Source organism: Synechococcus lacustris str. Tous, assembly GCF_003011125.1.
Lineage (GTDB): Bacteria > Cyanobacteriota > Cyanobacteriia > PCC-6307 > Cyanobiaceae > Synechococcus_D > Synechococcus_D lacustris.
Map to the genome: position 1 here is coordinate 1 of NZ_PXVC01000046.1, position 17,256 is coordinate 17,256.

The 17,256-nt window shown below is 50.5% G+C and carries 13 protein-coding genes and 2 pseudogenes; 12 read left to right on the forward strand and 3 right to left on the reverse strand.

Annotated features, from left to right (window positions below; genetic code table 11):
* The 11 genes and pseudogenes from ureC (C7K08_RS09325) to C7K08_RS09365 form a co-directional block, all read left to right on the forward strand.
* Positions 1–1,550: urease subunit alpha (ureC, locus tag C7K08_RS09325; RefSeq protein ID WP_106500363.1), on the forward strand; the 1,550-nt coding region annotated here is incomplete at its 5' end.
* 341 nt (positions 1,551–1,891) lie between these two features.
* Positions 1,892–2,080, forward strand: coding sequence for a hypothetical protein (locus tag C7K08_RS16420; protein WP_106500364.1), 189 nt, complete (start codon positions 1,892–1,894; stop codon positions 2,078–2,080).
* Positions 2,061–2,237, forward strand: coding sequence for a hypothetical protein (locus C7K08_RS16425; RefSeq protein WP_161955867.1), 177 nt, complete (start codon positions 2,061–2,063; stop codon positions 2,235–2,237). The genes C7K08_RS16420 and C7K08_RS16425 overlap by 20 nt, the downstream gene beginning before the upstream one ends.
* A gap of 90 nt (positions 2,238–2,327) precedes the next feature.
* Positions 2,328–5,417: a DUF4114 domain-containing protein gene (locus C7K08_RS16430; RefSeq protein WP_161955868.1), complete on the forward strand. Its 3,090-nt coding sequence runs from the start codon at positions 2,328–2,330 to the stop codon at positions 5,415–5,417.
* A gap of 342 nt (positions 5,418–5,759) precedes the next feature.
* Positions 5,760–8,522 carry a glycoside hydrolase family 9 protein gene (locus C7K08_RS09340; RefSeq protein WP_106500366.1) on the forward strand — a complete coding sequence of 921 codons (2,763 nt, stop codon included), beginning with the start codon at positions 5,760–5,762 and terminating at the stop codon, positions 8,520–8,522.
* A gap of 223 nt (positions 8,523–8,745) precedes the next feature.
* A pseudogene (gene ureC / locus C7K08_RS09345) lies at positions 8,746–8,988 on the forward strand (urease subunit alpha); the annotation flags it as partial.
* Between the two features lie 185 nt (positions 8,989–9,173).
* A complete protein-coding gene (locus C7K08_RS09350; protein WP_106500367.1) occupies positions 9,174–10,613 on the forward strand; it encodes a circularly permuted type 2 ATP-grasp protein in 1,440 nt (479 codons plus the stop codon).
* Positions 10,598–11,548 carry an alpha-E domain-containing protein gene (locus C7K08_RS09355; protein ID WP_106500368.1) on the forward strand — a complete coding sequence of 317 codons (951 nt, stop codon included), beginning with the start codon at positions 10,598–10,600 and terminating at the stop codon, positions 11,546–11,548. The genes C7K08_RS09350 and C7K08_RS09355 overlap by 16 nt, the downstream gene beginning before the upstream one ends.
* The gene (locus C7K08_RS09360) at positions 11,539–12,408 is read left to right on the forward strand and encodes a transglutaminase family protein (RefSeq protein ID WP_106500369.1); all 870 of its coding nucleotides are present in this window, start codon (positions 11,539–11,541) and stop codon (positions 12,406–12,408) included. Before C7K08_RS09355 ends, C7K08_RS09360 begins: the two co-directional genes overlap by 10 nt.
* A 32-nt stretch (positions 12,409–12,440) precedes the next feature.
* Positions 12,441–12,716, forward strand: a pseudogene (locus C7K08_RS16890) (transglutaminase family protein); the annotation flags it as partial.
* Positions 12,717–12,863: 147 nt separating this feature from the next.
* On the forward strand, positions 12,864–14,414 hold the full coding sequence (locus C7K08_RS09365; protein WP_241537184.1) for a transglutaminase family protein: 1,551 nt from the start codon (positions 12,864–12,866) through the stop codon (positions 14,412–14,414).
* Here the strand turns inward: C7K08_RS09365 and C7K08_RS09370 are convergent, their stop codons facing one another.
* Complete coding sequence (locus C7K08_RS09370) at positions 14,415–14,891, reverse strand: redox protein (RefSeq protein WP_106500374.1); 477 nt, start codon at positions 14,889–14,891, stop codon at positions 14,415–14,417.
* A gap of 222 nt (positions 14,892–15,113) precedes the next feature.
* Between C7K08_RS09370 and C7K08_RS09375 the strand changes: the two genes are divergently transcribed.
* Positions 15,114–15,698 carry an alpha-ketoglutarate-dependent dioxygenase AlkB family protein gene (locus C7K08_RS09375; protein ID WP_106500371.1) on the forward strand — a complete coding sequence of 195 codons (585 nt, stop codon included), beginning with the start codon at positions 15,114–15,116 and terminating at the stop codon, positions 15,696–15,698.
* Here C7K08_RS09375 and cobA read toward each other — a convergent pair.
* Together cobA and C7K08_RS15370 are read right to left on the reverse strand one after the other, a co-directional pair.
* The gene (gene cobA / locus C7K08_RS09380) at positions 15,673–16,482 is read right to left on the reverse strand and encodes a uroporphyrinogen-III C-methyltransferase (RefSeq protein ID WP_106500372.1); all 810 of its coding nucleotides are present in this window, start codon (positions 16,480–16,482) and stop codon (positions 15,673–15,675) included. The genes C7K08_RS09375 and cobA overlap by 26 nt on opposite strands.
* Positions 16,479–17,256, reverse strand: a 778-nt coding sequence (locus C7K08_RS15370) for a hypothetical protein (RefSeq protein WP_206603833.1), incomplete at its 5' end; no start/stop codon positions are given. The genes cobA and C7K08_RS15370, both read right to left, overlap by 4 nt.

Genomic DNA, 17,256 nt, shown 5'->3' on the forward strand with positions numbered 1-17,256 from the left:
GGTCAAGGGGTCAAGGCCAAAGCAGCCGCGCCGCCGGCGCCGTAGACACGGTGATTACCAATGCGCTGATCCTTGATTGGTGGGGCATTGTGAAGGCGGATATCGGCATCAGGGATGGCCGCATTTGCGCCATCGGTAAAGCCGGCAATCCAGATATCAGCAACAACATCGATATCGTGATCGGCCCTGGCACCGAAGCAATCGCCGGCGAGGGCCATAYCCTCACCGCTGGTGCCATAGATACCCATATTCATTTCATCTGTCCCCAGCAGATTGAAACCGCCTTAGCTAGCGGAGTTACCACGATGTTGGGGGGCGGCACAGGCCCTGCCACCGGCACTAATGCCACCACCTGCACGCCGGGGGCTTTTCACCTAGCCCGGATGTTGCAGGCGGCTGAAGGTTTACCGGTGAACCTGGGCTTCTTTGGCAAAGGCAATGCCAGCACTCCAGAGGCTTTAGAAGAGCAAATTCGAGCTGGGGCCTGCGGCCTCAAATTGCATGAAGACTGGGGCACAACCCCCGCCGCCATCGATTGCTGCCTWGGGGTAGCCGATCGCTTTGATRTSCAGGTGTGCATCCACACAGACACCTTGAATGAAGCCGGTTTTGTGGAAGACACAATCCGAGCGATCGCTGGCCGCACCATCCACACCTTCCACACTGAGGGAGCTGGCGGCGGCCACGCCCCCGACATCATCAAGATCTGCGGCCAGGCCAATGTGCTGCCCAGCTCCACAAATCCCACCAGGCCTTACACCCGCAACACCCTCGAAGAACATCTCGACATGTTGATGGTGTGTCACCACCTGGATGCRGGCATACCAGAAGATGTGGCCTTTGCTGAATCRCGGATTCGGCGCGAAACGATTGCGGCAGAAGACATCCTCCACGACCTGGGCGCCTTTTCAATAATCGCCAGCGACTCCCAAGCGATGGGCAGGGTGGGGGAGGTGATCACCCGCACATTTCAAACGGCCCACAAGATGAAAGTGCAGCGGGGCCCCCTTGAAGGTGATAGCTCCCGCAACGACAACAACCGCATCAAGCGCTACATAGCCAAGGTTGGCATCAATCCAGCGATTGCCCATGGCATCAACAGCCAGGTGGGTTCTGTGGARGTGGGCAAGCTTGCTGATTTAGTGCTGTGGAAACCTRGCTTTTTTGGCGTTAAACCAGAACTGGTGCTGAAGGCCGGCAGCATTGCATGGGCCCAGATGGGTGATGCCAACGCTTCAATTCCCACCCCAGGGCCAGTGCATGGCCGGCCGATGTTTGCCAGCTACGGCAAGGCGCTGGCACCAAGCTGCCTCACATTCATGAGCCAAGCTGCCCTGGATGCTGATTTACCGCGGCAATTGGGCTTAGCRCGCCCCTGCCTACCKGTRCAAAACACCAGGGATATCGGCAAGGCAGCMATGCAAAACAACAATGCCCTGCCAGATATCAGCGTTAATCCAGAAACCTATGAGGTTTTTGCCGATGGCGAACTACTCAGCTGCGAACCMGCTGATGAATTACCGATGGCGCAGCTTTATTTCTTGCTTTAGGGCTAAGCAGCATGGAGACACAAATCCGAAAAGAAAACTTTCCAGACCATGTAAAAGCTAGTTTTGGTAATCACCCTGAATACACCAAAATCCTTTACATGAACTTTCGAGCTTACAAAAATATCTGGCAACAAATGATGATAAAGCCTCAACAAAACCTGTGTACGAATATACGAGAAGAAAGTGGTCACATTACAAATAGAACTTGCAGAATGCTCACTATGCCAGTAAATTGACGCCTTTTTATTTAAATCACCTGGGGGCTTAACGGAGCAATTTAATGACTGCTTGCAGCTGGCTGTTCATCTTGAAGTGCTGTTCAAGATGATGTGCGTAAAAGGATGAGCCCGCCAGACAGGCAGGATGTATCTCAAATTTATAAGGAAGTAAGTATTCATTGTTCAACGCTTTATAAATGGCGTAGCAACTGGCGTTTAATTGGTGAGGCGGTGCCAGCATCTGAGAAAGACCCAGATAGCTGGAGTGCTGCAGATAAATTCACGGTGGTGCTTGAAACAGCTGGGATTTAATGCCACTGAGCTGAGTAGCTACTGCAGAGAACGTGGTCTGTTCCTTGAACAGGTAGACCGCTGGAGCCAAACGGCACTTGATGCAAATGCAGTGCTAACCATGGCGAAGCAGCGGGATTTAGAGAAACGCCACCAACAGGATCAAAAGGAAATCTAGCCGCAGGCTTCCGCGCAGCGATTGCGCGGGACAACCCTTGAGGTGCGTTTAGAAGAGCTGGGGGTACTCAGATCCTTTTCTAGGCTAAGGGTGAGCAACGACAATCCTTATTCTGAATCTCCATTCCGCGCTATTAAGTACCGGCCCTACTATCCAAACCGGCCATTCAGCAACATAGAAGAAGCCTGCCAATGGGTTTCCTCTTTTGTGGATTGGTATAACCACCAACACCGCCATAGCGGCGGGGCTATAGCAATTTGCAAAAAGCGAACTGATCTTTATGAGCTGGCCCGCWTSGCAAATCCGAAACGCTGCAGCACATCAATTCGTTTCTGGAAACAACTTGATATGATATGGATAAACTCGCCAGCTGATGATTTAACCATCATGTCTGTTAGCTCATTGATTGAAAATGACCCTCTCGATCTTGATCCCAGGATTGGTAAATCGGCTGGAATTGGCACCGATCCAAATACAAGCGAGTACGGAACCGTAACGTTGAAATGCGTTGGATTGCAAGAGCTGTCGAAGAACGGACCGAATTTTGTCCTGCGACTGCAATACAACAGGGTACTGACCAAAGCAGAGGCCATGGCGATCGTCGACGCGCTTCAAGCTCAGGGCGTCAGTTCACCTTCTCTTCAATTCAACGAAAACACCAGTAGCTCCGGCGGTTACGATGGGGCGGGTTTTGATATTAACGCAACGTACATCAGGTTTAAATACTCCGGAGACAAGGACACAATCGCGATCGATCTACCTTCCGATGTTGTCTTTTTGGAATGGCAAATTTTTTCCACACCTAGTGGTGCTCAGCCTACGTTCAGCGGAGGGGACTATTTCGTCTTTCAGGATGAAAACGGCCAAGATATTGCAAACTATCCACTCGAGCCTGGTAATCGCTCGTTAAAGTCCTACGGCCTCCTCAAAAGCCAAAAACCTTCTGTTAATGTTAACAATTTTTATTCCTTGGTCCCTACCGATTCTGCGCAAAACGGAAGCACTTTTAAAATAGACGAAGCAACGTCCAGTTCGACTTTCCTCAGTGGTTCAAAAGACGAAGACGGTTGTAATATTTCATATTTGCTTGGGGTAACCGCTACTAAAGACACTCAGGCGAACCTTGATTGGAATGGGATCCCGGATAATGACCTTTTGGCCCCATATACCTCGATTCAGGTCAAAGTGGATAAATCCTTGATCGACCGCGTCTTTGATCCGTATCTCGACAAGATAGTGCCATTATATTCTCCCGCAAACTATATCAGCATCGGTTTCCATACTGTTAGTCAAGGCTCATTGCCGTCTAACATTCAGACCATACAAGAGAACACTTGGGACTACGGTGTGTCTGCGCACGATATCAAGCAGTTGGGTAGCGATGATGACTTTTACTACGTGTATTTTACGACCTCGCCGGATGTTTACGAAGCGGCAATGACCGCTTCTGGCTACCAAATTGAGGAGCGACCTGTTTACCCCCCCATCGTTTCACCTGATGGTCAGCGACAAAAGGGCTTCCTTCTTTACAACGGTAACAGCAGCGAACTGCAAGGCGGGATGTTGATGCGAATCAGGAATGGCAATTACACCAACGCTGATCTTGCGGAGTTTTTTGCAGCGCCATGTTACGACACCGTTGATGAAAATCAGCCTTTTGTGAACGGGTGGGTAGTTTTCAGCACTTTAGATAGCTCTGTTCGAATCCGTAACACCATCTATGTGTCAACGAGTGGTCAAGTAATTACCACCCGAATGACTCCTTCTTCAGGCAGCATTGAAGGTGATGTGAGTTTCAATCGCCTCGCGGCAGCACCCACCTTTACTAACCAGAAAGCGGGCTTGGTGATCGGTCAAACCGGCATTAATTTCTCGTTGAAACTTGATCAATCCCGCAATAGCAATACAGCTAAAACCGCCGTAGATCTGGCGCCCCTATTTGATGGCCTCAACACCACCAACAAGCGCTTGGCCTACTTCGTCTACGACTCTCCCTTGGTTGGAGCAGCACCCGTGGCCACACCCTTCACCTACGACCCCACCAAAAAGGCCGGTGCCCGCTTCTATGACCTCGATGGCAATGGCTCCGCCGATACGGTCGATCTTCAGTTCGTTGATGGCGGCTATGGCGACAAGGATGGGAGAAAAAATGGCGTGGTGGTTGATCCCTCCACCGCCGGGGTGGTGAGCCTTAACGCAATCTTCACCGCCACCGCCACCGCCCTCACCGTTGCAGACCCCACCGACAGCACCTCCCCTGCCGCCTTAACGGTGCGCGCCACCCTCACCGCTAAGGCCGCTTCCGTGAATCAAATCGGCTATGTGGCCCTAAATGCCAATGAAGCCGACACCCTCACCTATGAGCTGGTGCGCGATCGCGGCACCATCCTGCTGGCCAACCTGGAAAGCAGCGACACCCCCAACGTGGCGGCGATGAAATTCCAGCGGGACATCAACCTCATCAATGGTCAAAAGCTGGTCTTCTTTGAAGTGGTAGACAACACCCTGGAAAGTCTTTTAGCTAAAAACACAACCCTCCAGGGCTTTGGCACCAGCTTCCGCACCCTCGATCTCACCAAATCCACCGACACCGCTGCCACAGCATCCAAGGGAGGCAACACCGTTGCCCTCAGCCTTTTGAATGAGAGCGCCATCGCCGGCCTTGGCGATCTGATCTTCAGCGAGATGGCAGACACTCCCATCCTTGATTTCACCGGCTTGGCAGGGCGACGCCTCGAGGGTTCCACCGTTTCCCTTGCCCGTGAGGCCAATTACGACACCACCATTGGTTTCTACCGCATCCAGCGGGCCGATGGCGCCGTGCTCGATCCCATCACAAACACCTTGATCGCCCCCGGCTCCGCCGGTTACAAGGCCGCCGCTTTAACCAGCACCAATCTGTTTAATGGCTTTGGCACCCTGGCGGTAGCCAACGGCGCCACCCGCACCGACCCCATCGCGGCATTCAACGAATCTGGCCTGCTGGCTCCTTATGCCACCGTCGCCCAAACCGGCGACACCTTCTTCTCCTTCCGCTCCGCCAATAGCGACAATCTCAACCACTTCCGGGTGTTGGGATCTGGTGTTATTGGTCTGGAGGATCTAAATGGTGGCGGTGACCAAGACTTCGATGACAACATCTTGAGCTTTAACTTCAAGCTCAAGGGCACTGTGGCCTGATTAGGACGATTAAGGCCCTAGTCCAACGCTGTTGGCGCCAACCACAAGTGGTGTGGATCAACCCGCCAACTAATAATTTCGTTGCTCAAACAGCTACGTTGACACTGACAGCCTAATCGGCAATAGAAACGTCATCCTTCCTGACAGCTACCGAATGCACTAACTGATAAATAACGTCAAAAAATAATGAAGCAGCCTATTACTAGCCAGGAATATGAAGCGTGAAAGAAAATTAAAACCAATCACCAACCCAAAGCATAGTAGCGCATGGACGAAAAAGAAAGTGGCTTTTTTTAGGCTTAGGTAGTAAAACWATTAGTATTGTAAAGAAAAATTATTTCAATGGATTTTTCATTCGTAGTTCAACTTTTCCAACTTGGAATCTTTAAAAATAATGTAGGTTTATTGCTTCAGTTTTTAAATATAATAAACGCTCAAAATGCTCAAAACCGTTCAACTCCTGTCACAACTCCATCACTACCTGCACTAGATATAATTAGTCTTAATGGTATCTCAGGGTTAAAAACTATTCTCCAAAAGGACAATAATTTCAACCTTGGCCAAATCCCTGTCAACAAAACAGAAGAATTTACCCTTGGGAGCTTATTTAAAAGTAAATTCCAGGTTTCTGGAACAGATCTTTTTTCAAGTGCTGCAAATATAAAAGAATCAATCTCTGCACTTGCCTCAGAAGTATTTAGTATCTCCGGAACTTCTGGAATACTGCAAAAATTGAGTTCATCAAAAATTGATGCAAATACCAACCAAGGTTCTGCGAGCCCAAATTCAACTAGCACAGCACCAGCAACCTCTACATGGGGTAACTATGTAGACGGATCACCGCTAAAAGTTACCGACGTACTAAGAGTAAATCCAGGAAAAATCAATTCCGCAGCAGACAAAAGTTACAGCTTTAAAGTAACTATGCCATATACCAGTTCCCCTTCAAGCACGTTAGCAAACATAAATGTTGGCACTGTAAAGGCTGACTCATCACCAACAGCTTTAGTAAGTACTGATTTTATTAGTCTTATTGATAAGAGCTTTCAATTTTATGAAGCACAGCAATCAGGAGATCTTAGTACTAACACGAATAGGGTAGTTTACGATGCTACTTATCAGCCACTTGGATGGACTAACGACAACTTTACTGATGATGGAGTGTCGTACAACGGGACCAATCTTGGTGTAGTTTTTGCCGACAACGACCAAATTCTTGGCAATGCTCCCAATTCAGTTGGCCCTTGGAGTACATCTTTAGCAGGGGGACTTTTTGATGCCGGCGACCATGTTAAATATAACTTACCTGGCGCCACCGCAATGTCTACACTGGCAATTGGCGCATGGAATGATTTATCTGAGTACAATAGATCAAATCTCTCAAAATCAGCAACCACACCTTATAGCACTACTACGGGCGCTTACACTCCAGAGCTCGGCGAAAGTTTATTCATAACCCTTAAGCAACAAGCCGATTATTATCTAAAATGCGCCGCAAATGTTACGGTAGATTTAACTAACACAAGCGCTCCAGTAAGAGGTTATTACATTGCGCAAACTGGCGAGACAACATATGACCATGATTCATGGAAATCTTCATGGGTAGAGTCCAGCGATGGTTCAACCCCGAGATATTCATATGCAGTTGGAATTGATGCTCCTTTATACTCTAAATCGGGTACCTCGTTCGGCCAACCTGGGTATGTGGCTGCAAATGGCATTGATGTGCTCGCGGCAAACGCTGCTGCCCTAGCAAACATTGCAAAACTGTTCTACAAGTACCCCCAATTTGCTCCAGTAAAAGATGGAACAAATGATACTTCCTCTACCGCTAACTTTCAAGCCTATGCCTTAAAGCTATTAAGTACGGCAAAGAATCTTGATCAAATGGCATGGGAGGTGAACGCTTTGTACCCTGCTTCCACAACTGCTGACGGCAAGGGAAATAACCAAACGGGTCAATATCAGTTAAATATTTCAGATCAAGTTGGCGGTGCCGCTACAACTCTGTATAACTATCCTGACGTTCTAACTGGAGAAAACAAAGGTGGCAACACCGTATATGTCTCAAGATTTGTTTATGATGACTTATTCATGTCTAGCGTTGCATTATTTAACGCGGAGAAAACTATTAGCGGTACCGGTAACGATGGCCTAAACGATTACACAAAAGTTGACTATCTTAATAACGCAATGAGCACTCTTTATGGCTATCAAAACAATAGCTCACTTGGGATCTCCCAATACGATGGCATAACTGACCCTAACAGCCATGGATATTGGAACAATACTGGCACATCATTCGAATACACAAATGACGGAAGTAATCTCAAATATCCTTATCAACCAGTAGCTTTTACATGGGACAATAATGCACTCCTTTGTAATATATTAGGTATTCAAACAATGGCAGATTGGTCTAGAACCAATAACTACAACAGCACGGATACTTACTTTAATTCCTATGCAACAATGAAAAATCAAGTTTTAAAATGTGTTTATGATTGGGTATATGGAAGCCCCATAAATGATACAAATCTGTATCCAAATGGAGCTCCTAGTGATTACGTGCAAATAACTCCCTCAACCGGCTTGCGTTGGTCAGGTGGTAATTCAAATATATCCCAATGGGGCTCTTTGCGCTTAGCAAATAATGCTTCTTTCATTGCAGGCTGGGCCATTGACGAAGGAGTAATTGGATCAAGCACCACTTTTCAATATGACTATGTTAACGGTAACTCAATCACTAAAACAATCACAAAGGCAGATACCGAAGCATTCATCAAAGCAACTCTCAACTACTCCTTGGGCATCACATCTCCCAATAATCAATCTTTTGTTGTTGGTTATGGAGATTTCCCCCAGGAGCCTCACCATCGAGATGCCTCAGGAATAACTGATCTGCTTGGTTATGGAAACTCCATAGCTCCCTATGACGGTACGGATAACAAATACGATATTATCGGTGCCTTAGTGGGTGGTCCAACGGACTATGCCACTGAAAGCTACAGTGATATGCGCACAAATTACGTAGGAAATGAAGTAACGCTTGATTACAATGCAGCCTTCACCAACAACCTAATGAGAGCTGCTTCTATATTTTAATTTAAAGATTACATAGCCATATAAATTTTTGTAAACCTAAATCGTCCAACCCTTCCACAGTTAAACTCTGCGGAAGGGTTTTTCAATAGAAAAGCGAAAGAATACTTAATAGCTAGATTTATAAAATAAGTCATCCAAATCGAAAATTTCAATTTACGCAAGTACATGATTTCATTCGGTGCCACAAAATTGCGAATCTCATTTAAACTTCTTAACAATTTGCTGCCTCACATTCATGAGCCAAGCTGCCCTGGATGCTGATTTGCCGCGGCAATTGGGCTTAGCRCGCCCCTGCCTACCKGTRCAAAACACCAGGGATATCGGCAAGGCAGCCATGCAMAACAACAATGCCCTGCCAGATATCAGCGTTAATCCAGAAACCTATGAGGTGTATGCCGATGGTGAACTGCTCASMTGCGAACCAGCTGAYGAATTACCGATGGCGCAGCTTTATTTCTTGCTTTAATTAATCCAGMTATTGATACATAATCAATTAGAACAACTCAGCGCCGCAGCTYAATAAGAGCCAATAAGTATCAAAKTACACAATTCSAWCGCTAATTACTAGCCGCATGYTGATTRTGTAGCAATGGGAACCATGGGCGGGCGGCTTGATTCCGCACCATAGGAAGGTTGAAACAGCTGAAGCCGATGTTTGAAACCTATGTGCCAATGGGTGGCTTCGATGAATACATGAGCCCCAGCCACACACCCCGTAAAGCGATGGGGGCCCTGATGGATCAACTGGGGGCCCTTGGCCTTAGCCAACTGAATGAAAATCATCGGGCGGCTGAACAACTACTCAAACGGCTAGGTGCCACCTTCAGGCTCTACAACAGCAATTCAGAGGCCAGCGAACGAATTTTGCCCTTCGATCCCTTGCCACGGCTGATCGATCACCAGGATTGGGCAGTGCTGGAGGCGGGGTTAATCCAAAGGCTTGAGGCGATCGACCTGTTTCTTGCCGATATCTATGGWSCCCAGAAAATAATCAAAGATGGAATTATCTCCGCAGAAGAAATAACCAGTAGCCAGGGTTGGCGGCCCCAKATGCAGGGATTAATCCCTCCCCTCGGCCGCTGGTGCCACATCTCAGGCCTCGACCTAGTGCGTGATGGCGATGGCACCTGGCGGGTGCTGGAAGACAACCTGCGCTGCCCTTCAGGAGTTGCCTATTTCCTCGAAAATCGCCGGGTGATGAAGCAACTTTTTGGCGGTTTATTTCAAAGCCAACGCATCACCCCCATCGATAACTACGCCTCCCAACTACTGCAAACCCTGCAGGAAATGGCCCCCTGGACCGACAGCCCCCAAGTGGTACTTCTCACCCCTGGAGTACATAACAGCGCCTATTTCGAACACAGCTACCTGGCCCGCTTGATGGGCATCCAGCTGGTGGAGGGCACAGATTTGATCTGTGAAGACAACCGGGTGTGGATGCGCAGTACCAATGGCCTTGAACGGGTAGATGTGATCTACCGCCGCATCGACGACGATTTTCTAGACCCCACCTGTTTCCGCAAAGATTCAATGCTCGGCGTAAGYGGCCTGATGGATGCGTTCCGCCAAGGCCAAGTAGCCATTGCTAATGCCCCTGGCACCGGCATTGCCGACGACAAGCTCATCTATGCCTATGTGCCCCAGATGATCCGCTACTACCTAGATGAAGAAACGATTATTCCAAACGTAACAACTTTTCTTTGCTCCCGGCCAAARGAATGCAGTTATGTGTTGGAACATTTGCCTGAGCTAGTAGTAAAAGCGGTGTCGGAAGCAGGGGGCTATGGAATGCTGATAGGCCCCCATGCCAGCAGCGAAGAACTGAAACATTTCAGTGARTTAATTCAAGCTAATCCCCGCAATTACATCGCCCAACCAACGCTGCAKCTCTCAACGGTTCCCTCCCTCAGCGAAGGGGAGCTCTACCCATGCCAYGTGGATTTAAGGCCCTACATAYTACGGGGTAAACAGAGTTGGGTAACGGCGGGRGGACTCACAAGAGTTGCTTTAAAACGCGGTTCCCTCGTRGTTAATTCCTCCCAGGGCGGCGGCAGTAAAGACACCTGGGTGGTTTCATGCTCAGCCGTGTAGCAGAACAGCTCTACTGGATCTTCCGGTATGTGGAACGGGCCGAGAATTTAGCCCGTTTCTTAGATGTGAGTATGTCGATGGCGCTGGATTCACCGGCAGGGGGTGATGCGGTGTGGCTGCCGCTGATTGAAGCTTGCGCAGAAAGCAACTTATTTAAAGAATTACACCCTGAAGGTGGTGCTGCAGCGGTGGAATGGTTTCTGCTTGCCCAAGCACAAAATCCAAACGCCATTTGTAATTGCATTGCCATCGCCCGCGAAAATGCYCGCCAAATCCGTGAGGTAATCCCCAATGAATTATTTGAAGAACTAAATGCTTTACATCTTGATTTACAACCRGGTGAAAGTTTTTGGCAGCAGGCCCTACCTGAACAACTGCAACTGATCAGGCGCGGCTGCCAACAGCTCTATGGCATAGCAGATTCAAGTATGCGCAGGGATATCAGCTGGCATTTTGCCAATCTTGGCAGGTTGATTGAAAGGGCGGAAAAAACKGCAAGGATCCTCGATGTGAAATATTTTCTACTGCTGCCAAGCCCTGAGGATGTGGGAGGTGCCTTAGATGAATTGCARTGGATTGCCCTATTGCGCTCCGCCAGTGCATATCAAATGTATCGCCAACACACCCAACARCCAATCACCCCCAGTGGTGTGGCGGAATTTCTATTAYTGGATCCAGATTTTCCMCGTTCCGTGCGCTATTGCCTTAATGGYATTGCCGAGGCAATTGCAAGTATTGATCAACAACCACTACTGCAAAGCGGCCATTCCCTCAGCCGCAGCCTGGGGCGCCTYCAGGCCACKTGGAACTATTCCCAAGTGGGCGATGTAATCGATCAAGGTCTTCATCAAGTTATTGATCAATTGCAACTACAAATCAATGAACTCCACACACTATTGGAAATCCGCTACTTCACYTCAAACCAATGCACGTAAAAATTAGCCATCGCTTTGTTTATAGCTACTCAAAGCCAGTGCAGCTCGGCCCCCATCGACTGTGTTTGATGCCCCGCAGCATTGGATTTCAAAAACTAATCCAACATAAAATCAGTTTTAATCCAGAGCCATGCCATAAATTTGAATTATTAGCAGCTGGTGGCGATCAAATCCTGCGGGCGCGTTTTGTTGGTAGCACCGATCGCTTTGAAATCATTTCAGAAGCTGAGTTGATCACTAGCCCGCCCCCCCTACTTTCACTTTGTTTRGATGAACAGGAACCGCGYTTGCCCTATCCAATCGGCAGGCTAAATGCTGATCTTTTAAGTAATCTGCAGGGCTGGCTGCCCAATGGTCAGCATGATCCAGCCGCCGTTGCCTTAGCCCAGGAGGCGATTATCGGCAGCGACCAACAYTGCCTCACCTTCCTGCAACAACTGCTGGAGATGATTCAAGAGCGGGTGAACTACACCCAACGCCACCATGGCCCCCCTTGGCCGGCGGGGCGCACCTTGCGGGAACGGGTTGGTTCCTGCCGCGACCTTGCAGTGTTGATGATCGAATGTTGTAGATGCATTGGTTTACCAGCTCGCTTTGTGAGTGGTTACCACCTRGTGGAGCCAAAGCCCGATCGCTACGACCTCCATGCCTGGGCTGAGGTATACCTACCCGGCGCCGGCTGGCGTGGTTTCGACCCCAGCGGCATTGGCGCCGTAGATGAGCGCTACATACCCCTCGCCAGTTCATCAAATCCCGAATTAACAGCAGCCGTAAGCGGCAGTTTTAGTGGCCCRCCTGGGGTTGTTAGTGAATTCAGCTGGCAGATCGAGGCAGCGGAACTAAGCMTGAAGCARCCRTGAGCCAARCATTGYTGTRYTCCYTACCKSCATGGATGYTGRCGGCGGGRCAGGAAGCCMGAAAGCGGTTTCAAAGCGCCGCCATGGAACTCACCTTGGGGGGTGAACCCACCTATGTGCCCCTTGAACCCAAWGGAGCGGAATGGAGTGTGGCCGCCGATGGCCCAAGCAAACTCAGCTAYGCCAGGGCCTTRGCAAAGCAACTAGAAAGCGATGTGYTGCCTGGCAGTATTTGCTTTTTTTGCCCCGGTAAGCACTATCCRGGCGAAACAAAYCCCCGCTGGGCCCTGCGGTTGCTGTGTAAACACAACCGCAAACCACTGGTGCCGTGGCCARCCGCCGGACCACTCCAGCAATCAGCAARCCAAGTGCTTAAGGCGATTGGWAAGCGCCTGGGGCTTGAGCTRGAACCMAGTGAATTCAGCGATCCCCTCGCCCCSGATCARCAGGTGTGGGCAGTGCCCATCACCCKARATGCSGATGGCTGGCAAACTTCAACTTGGCCGTTAGCAGAAGAAGAACGGCTACTGGTAAGTAGTGATGGTCCGCCGGGGCTGCGYTTGCCCTTGAACAAGCTGCCAGAGGATGTGCCACGCCAGGTGTTAACCCTTGATTGCAATGCCAATGGCTGGGGTTTATTTCTGCCGCCATTGGCACCAGATGGCTTTGAACAACTACTGGCAGCGATCGCCCAGCTATTACACGAAAACGAATTGATGGCACCACAACTGAGTGGTGTGGTGCCAATCGATCAAGAGCAGCGCTGGCTGGTGCTSGGTATCACRGCTGATCCTGGTGTGCTGGAGGTGAACTTACCGGTGTGTGAAACCTGGCAGGTGTATGCCGAATGGCTAGKGGCSTTGGAAAAAGCAACGGCTGCTGTTGGTTTGCGCTCCTGGAAACAAGCAAGTTCCAGCCAAAGCGCWGGCACTGGCGGCGGCAACCACCTGTTGTGGGGTGGGCCCACCCTGGAGCGCAATCCACTATTYCAACAACCCGCCTGGCTGGGGGCGGTGCTGCGCTATTGGCAAGCCCATCCCTGCCTTTCTTACCTRTTTATTGCCGATCCTGTGGGTGCAGCAAGCCAAGCACCCCGCTCCGATGAAATCGGCGCGCCGCTACTAGATCTTGAAATGGCAYTGTTCGCCCTAGAGCAACTACCAGCTGGCGACCAACGYCAAGCAATAGCTGAAACCATGCGTCATCTACAGGTAGATCGCAGTGGTAAYCCCCACCGCAGTGAAATYAGCTTCGATAAATTTTGGAATCCAGGCTCCCTGGCCGGCTGCCAGGGATTAGTGGAATTTCGCGCTATTGAAACCCTGCCAAAAGCCGAATGGATGGCGGCGGTAGCCCTGCTTTGGAGTTGTTTAGGGGCAATGCTGCTGGAACCCGAGCAACGGCCCATTGGTGTAATCAGCCATGGCGGTTGCTTACATGATCGCCACCTGYTGCCAAGCCTGCTTTGGAGTGATTTTGAACAGATACTGCAGCAATTAAACCGCCAGGGTTTAGCSCTTGATGCCACTTATTACCGCCAGCTATGGCAGTGGCGCTTTCCAGTGTTGTTGCATTGGAGCGCAGGGGATGCGGAATTAGTGCTGCGCCGTGCCCTTGAGCCATGGCCGCTGCTATCAGACATGCCTGAACTGGGGGCAATYACCAGCCGATTTGTAGATACCTCTTTGCAAAGAATYGAAATTTGTACAAACGAATCATTTCGCMAACACTATCAATTGCGGCTGCAGGGAAGAAAAYTAGCCCTTAAAGAAGCGGTGCTGGGGGCCAGGTTGCGCCAGGGGCGTTTATTTCCCTGCCTRCATCCAAGCTTGCCCAGCCATTGGCCCCTCTGCCTTGATATTGAAAAAGATACCCAGGTAATTAGTTATCAGTGGMAGGAATTAGATCAAGCATTTCAAACRGTGCAAATGGCCCATCCGATTAATGAGCAARCSTTAGTTAGTTGGCAACCGGATGAGCTCTGTGTGGATCTACGGCTCCCCACATAACTACCAACTAACCCCATGGAGCTTTGGTAGCGGAGCTGTTTTGAAGGTAATACCAAATAAACGTGGTATCAGGCGGCTGTTATAAACGCGAAATTCACGGGCCACGGTGGCCCCTGGTTCGCGTATCGCTTGGTTTAAAACCACCGAACCATCGGGATCTGAAACTGARCGATGGAAAGTACCCGGTGGRATGCGCAAGATATCGCCGCCGGTATCTAAACGAACTATGTGATAAGGATAATTCCAGCCGAGGTTCACTAAATAAAAAGTGCGGCCCCCGTGCAGGGCCAGGAGGTTGTCTTCCTGGTGGGGATGCAAATAAAACTGCCATGCCCCTGTGGTTTCCTCATTGGGGGGACTAACCGCTGGGCCGCTATGGATTACCAGATCGCGGGCATTAGAGGCAGCAACGGTGATATCAAAGAAACGCACCGCGGGGGTATCGCGAAAACGTTCATAGGGCACCAATTCAAACATCGGCACAGTGGCCATGGGGATAAATGCGGGATGAGCCAGTAAGCCAAAAAAAGCAATTTGCTGTTGGGTGCGTTGTTACGGATTTGGTGCTTTTAATCACCACAGCCAGCAACCGCTAGCCGCACACTTGTGGTCCAGCCTGAAAAGGTTGGGGCATGGGAAAGGCAGGCGGCTCCTTCTGGGGTCGCCTTTTTTATGCTGCCCCTAGCCATTGGTTAGGAAGTGAGCAGCGATATCTACCCAGAGGGGCTTGCCCTACGCCATTGGCCCGGCTGGTTAGGTGCTGAAAAGGCAAACRCCTACCTAGAACAACTGCTCAAGGAAGTGCCGTGGAAACAGGAGCAGATCAAGCTATTTGGCCGCCAACACCCRCTACCGAGGCTCACCTGCTGGATGGCGGATCCAGGTTGTGGCTATTGCTATTCCGGCCTGCAAAATGTGGTTGAAAGCTGGACGCCCACTGCCCAAACCATCCGTGAGCAGGTAACAAAARCCGCCGCAAGCCCTTTCAATTCATTGTTGCTCAACTACTACCGCACTGGTGTTGATGCCATGGGTTGGCATGYCGATGATGAACCCGAATTAGATCCARATGCATCGATTGCATCCTTAAGCCTTGGTGCCAGCCGCAGCTTTCGCTTTAAGGCCAAAACAAATAGCAAAATTAATTTCAGCTTGGAATTGCACCATGGCGACCTGTTGCTGATGGATCCCCCCACCCAAGATGGTTGGCTCCATGCCTTACCAAAACGGTTGCGGGTGCAAACCGCCAGGCTAAATCTCACATTTCGGGTGGTGCGTAATTAATCGGTTGGGGCATTGTTACCGGTGCCGGCGATGGGGCGCAGGCGGCCACCCGTTGGGCAACCACAGCGCCGATTACAACAATTGCTGGCGCCGCAAAATTTTGTTCTTCTGCGCTGCAAGCTAAATCCGCCAATGTGGCTATCAGTTGCTTTTGACCATTCACGGTGCCCTGCTGAATGATCGCCGCTGGGGTGGAAGCAGCTAAACCACCAGCCTGCAATTCATCACAAATCCGTTGCAGGTTATGGAGGCCCATATAGATAACTAAGCCRTCACTGCAACGGGCTAGCCCACGCCAATCAACGCCGGGTCGAACCTTATCAATCTCCTCATGGCCCGTAACGAAGGTAACGGAGGAGCCGGCCTCGCGATGGGTAATTGGTATGCCCACATAGGCAGGCGCTGCGATRCCAGCKGTTACCCCTGGCACCACCTCCACCGCTACCCCTTGGCTTGCCAGGTAGGCAGCTTCCTCGCCACCACGGCCAAACARGAAGGGATCACCGCCCTTAAGCCGCACCACACAWCGGTGGCGGCCCGCTAATTGCACCAACAATTCATTTGTGGTGGGTTGCGGCACGGAGTGATAACCGCGACGTTTACCAACACCATGCACAACACAGGTTTCTGGCACCATTTCCAATAGTTCCAGGGGYACTAGGGAGTCGTGCACCAAAGCATCACAACGCTTAAGTAGCCGATGGGCCTTCATCGTTAACAATTCCGGATCACCGGGGCCAGCACCAACYARATAAACGATGCCAGGTGGGGAAGTGRCGGTCATGGCAGGGAAAGAAGCTGCTCCATCAGCACCAAACGAAAACGGCTTTGTTGCAATAGGGGYGGCCACAGCTGCAAACCAGGGGGCCAATCAATTGCATTGAGTGCCTCACTAAGCCGATTAGCTGCCACAGCTAAGGGCACCAGCAAAAGATTTTGGCTTGGTTGAGTGTAAGCAGTCCAGGGGCTGCAGGGTGCACCGAGGCGTTGCTGCAAATATTGGGGATAACGCATTGCCAAAGCACCACTGAGGGGATGGTGCAGTAGCTGGGGTTGTAATCCCTGGCCTTTGGCTTCACTTAAAGCCTGGGCCAAGGCCCCCTGCCATTGGGGCCAAGCACCGAGGAAGGGCAGCCGCCGCAGGGGCCAACCGCWGCTGCGCCAATGCATTGCGATGGCGGGTAGATCAACCCGCACATGGTGGCCTGGCAATTGAAAAAGGGGCACCAGGGTGAGTGGTGCTGGCTCTAGGTGCTGGGCCTGGTCAGCGCTAGTGGCGGCGGTTAAACACTGCAAAATCACCCTGCAACCCCTCTGCCGCCGCAATTCAGCTGCAAGCAGCTCAAATTCACTTGGCACTTCACCGCCGGAGCGGCCATGCACCACGAGTAGGAGATCGGAGGGGGGAGCCGCCGCGCGGCGCCGAACCAGCCGTTGCTGCACCAATGGATCCAAATTTTTAGCTGCTAATGCCTTCAAACCCTGCCGTGACCAAGGCAAACGGGCGATTAAATCTACCGCCGTTGCCGCCAAAATTGGATCCATATCTACAGCTAAT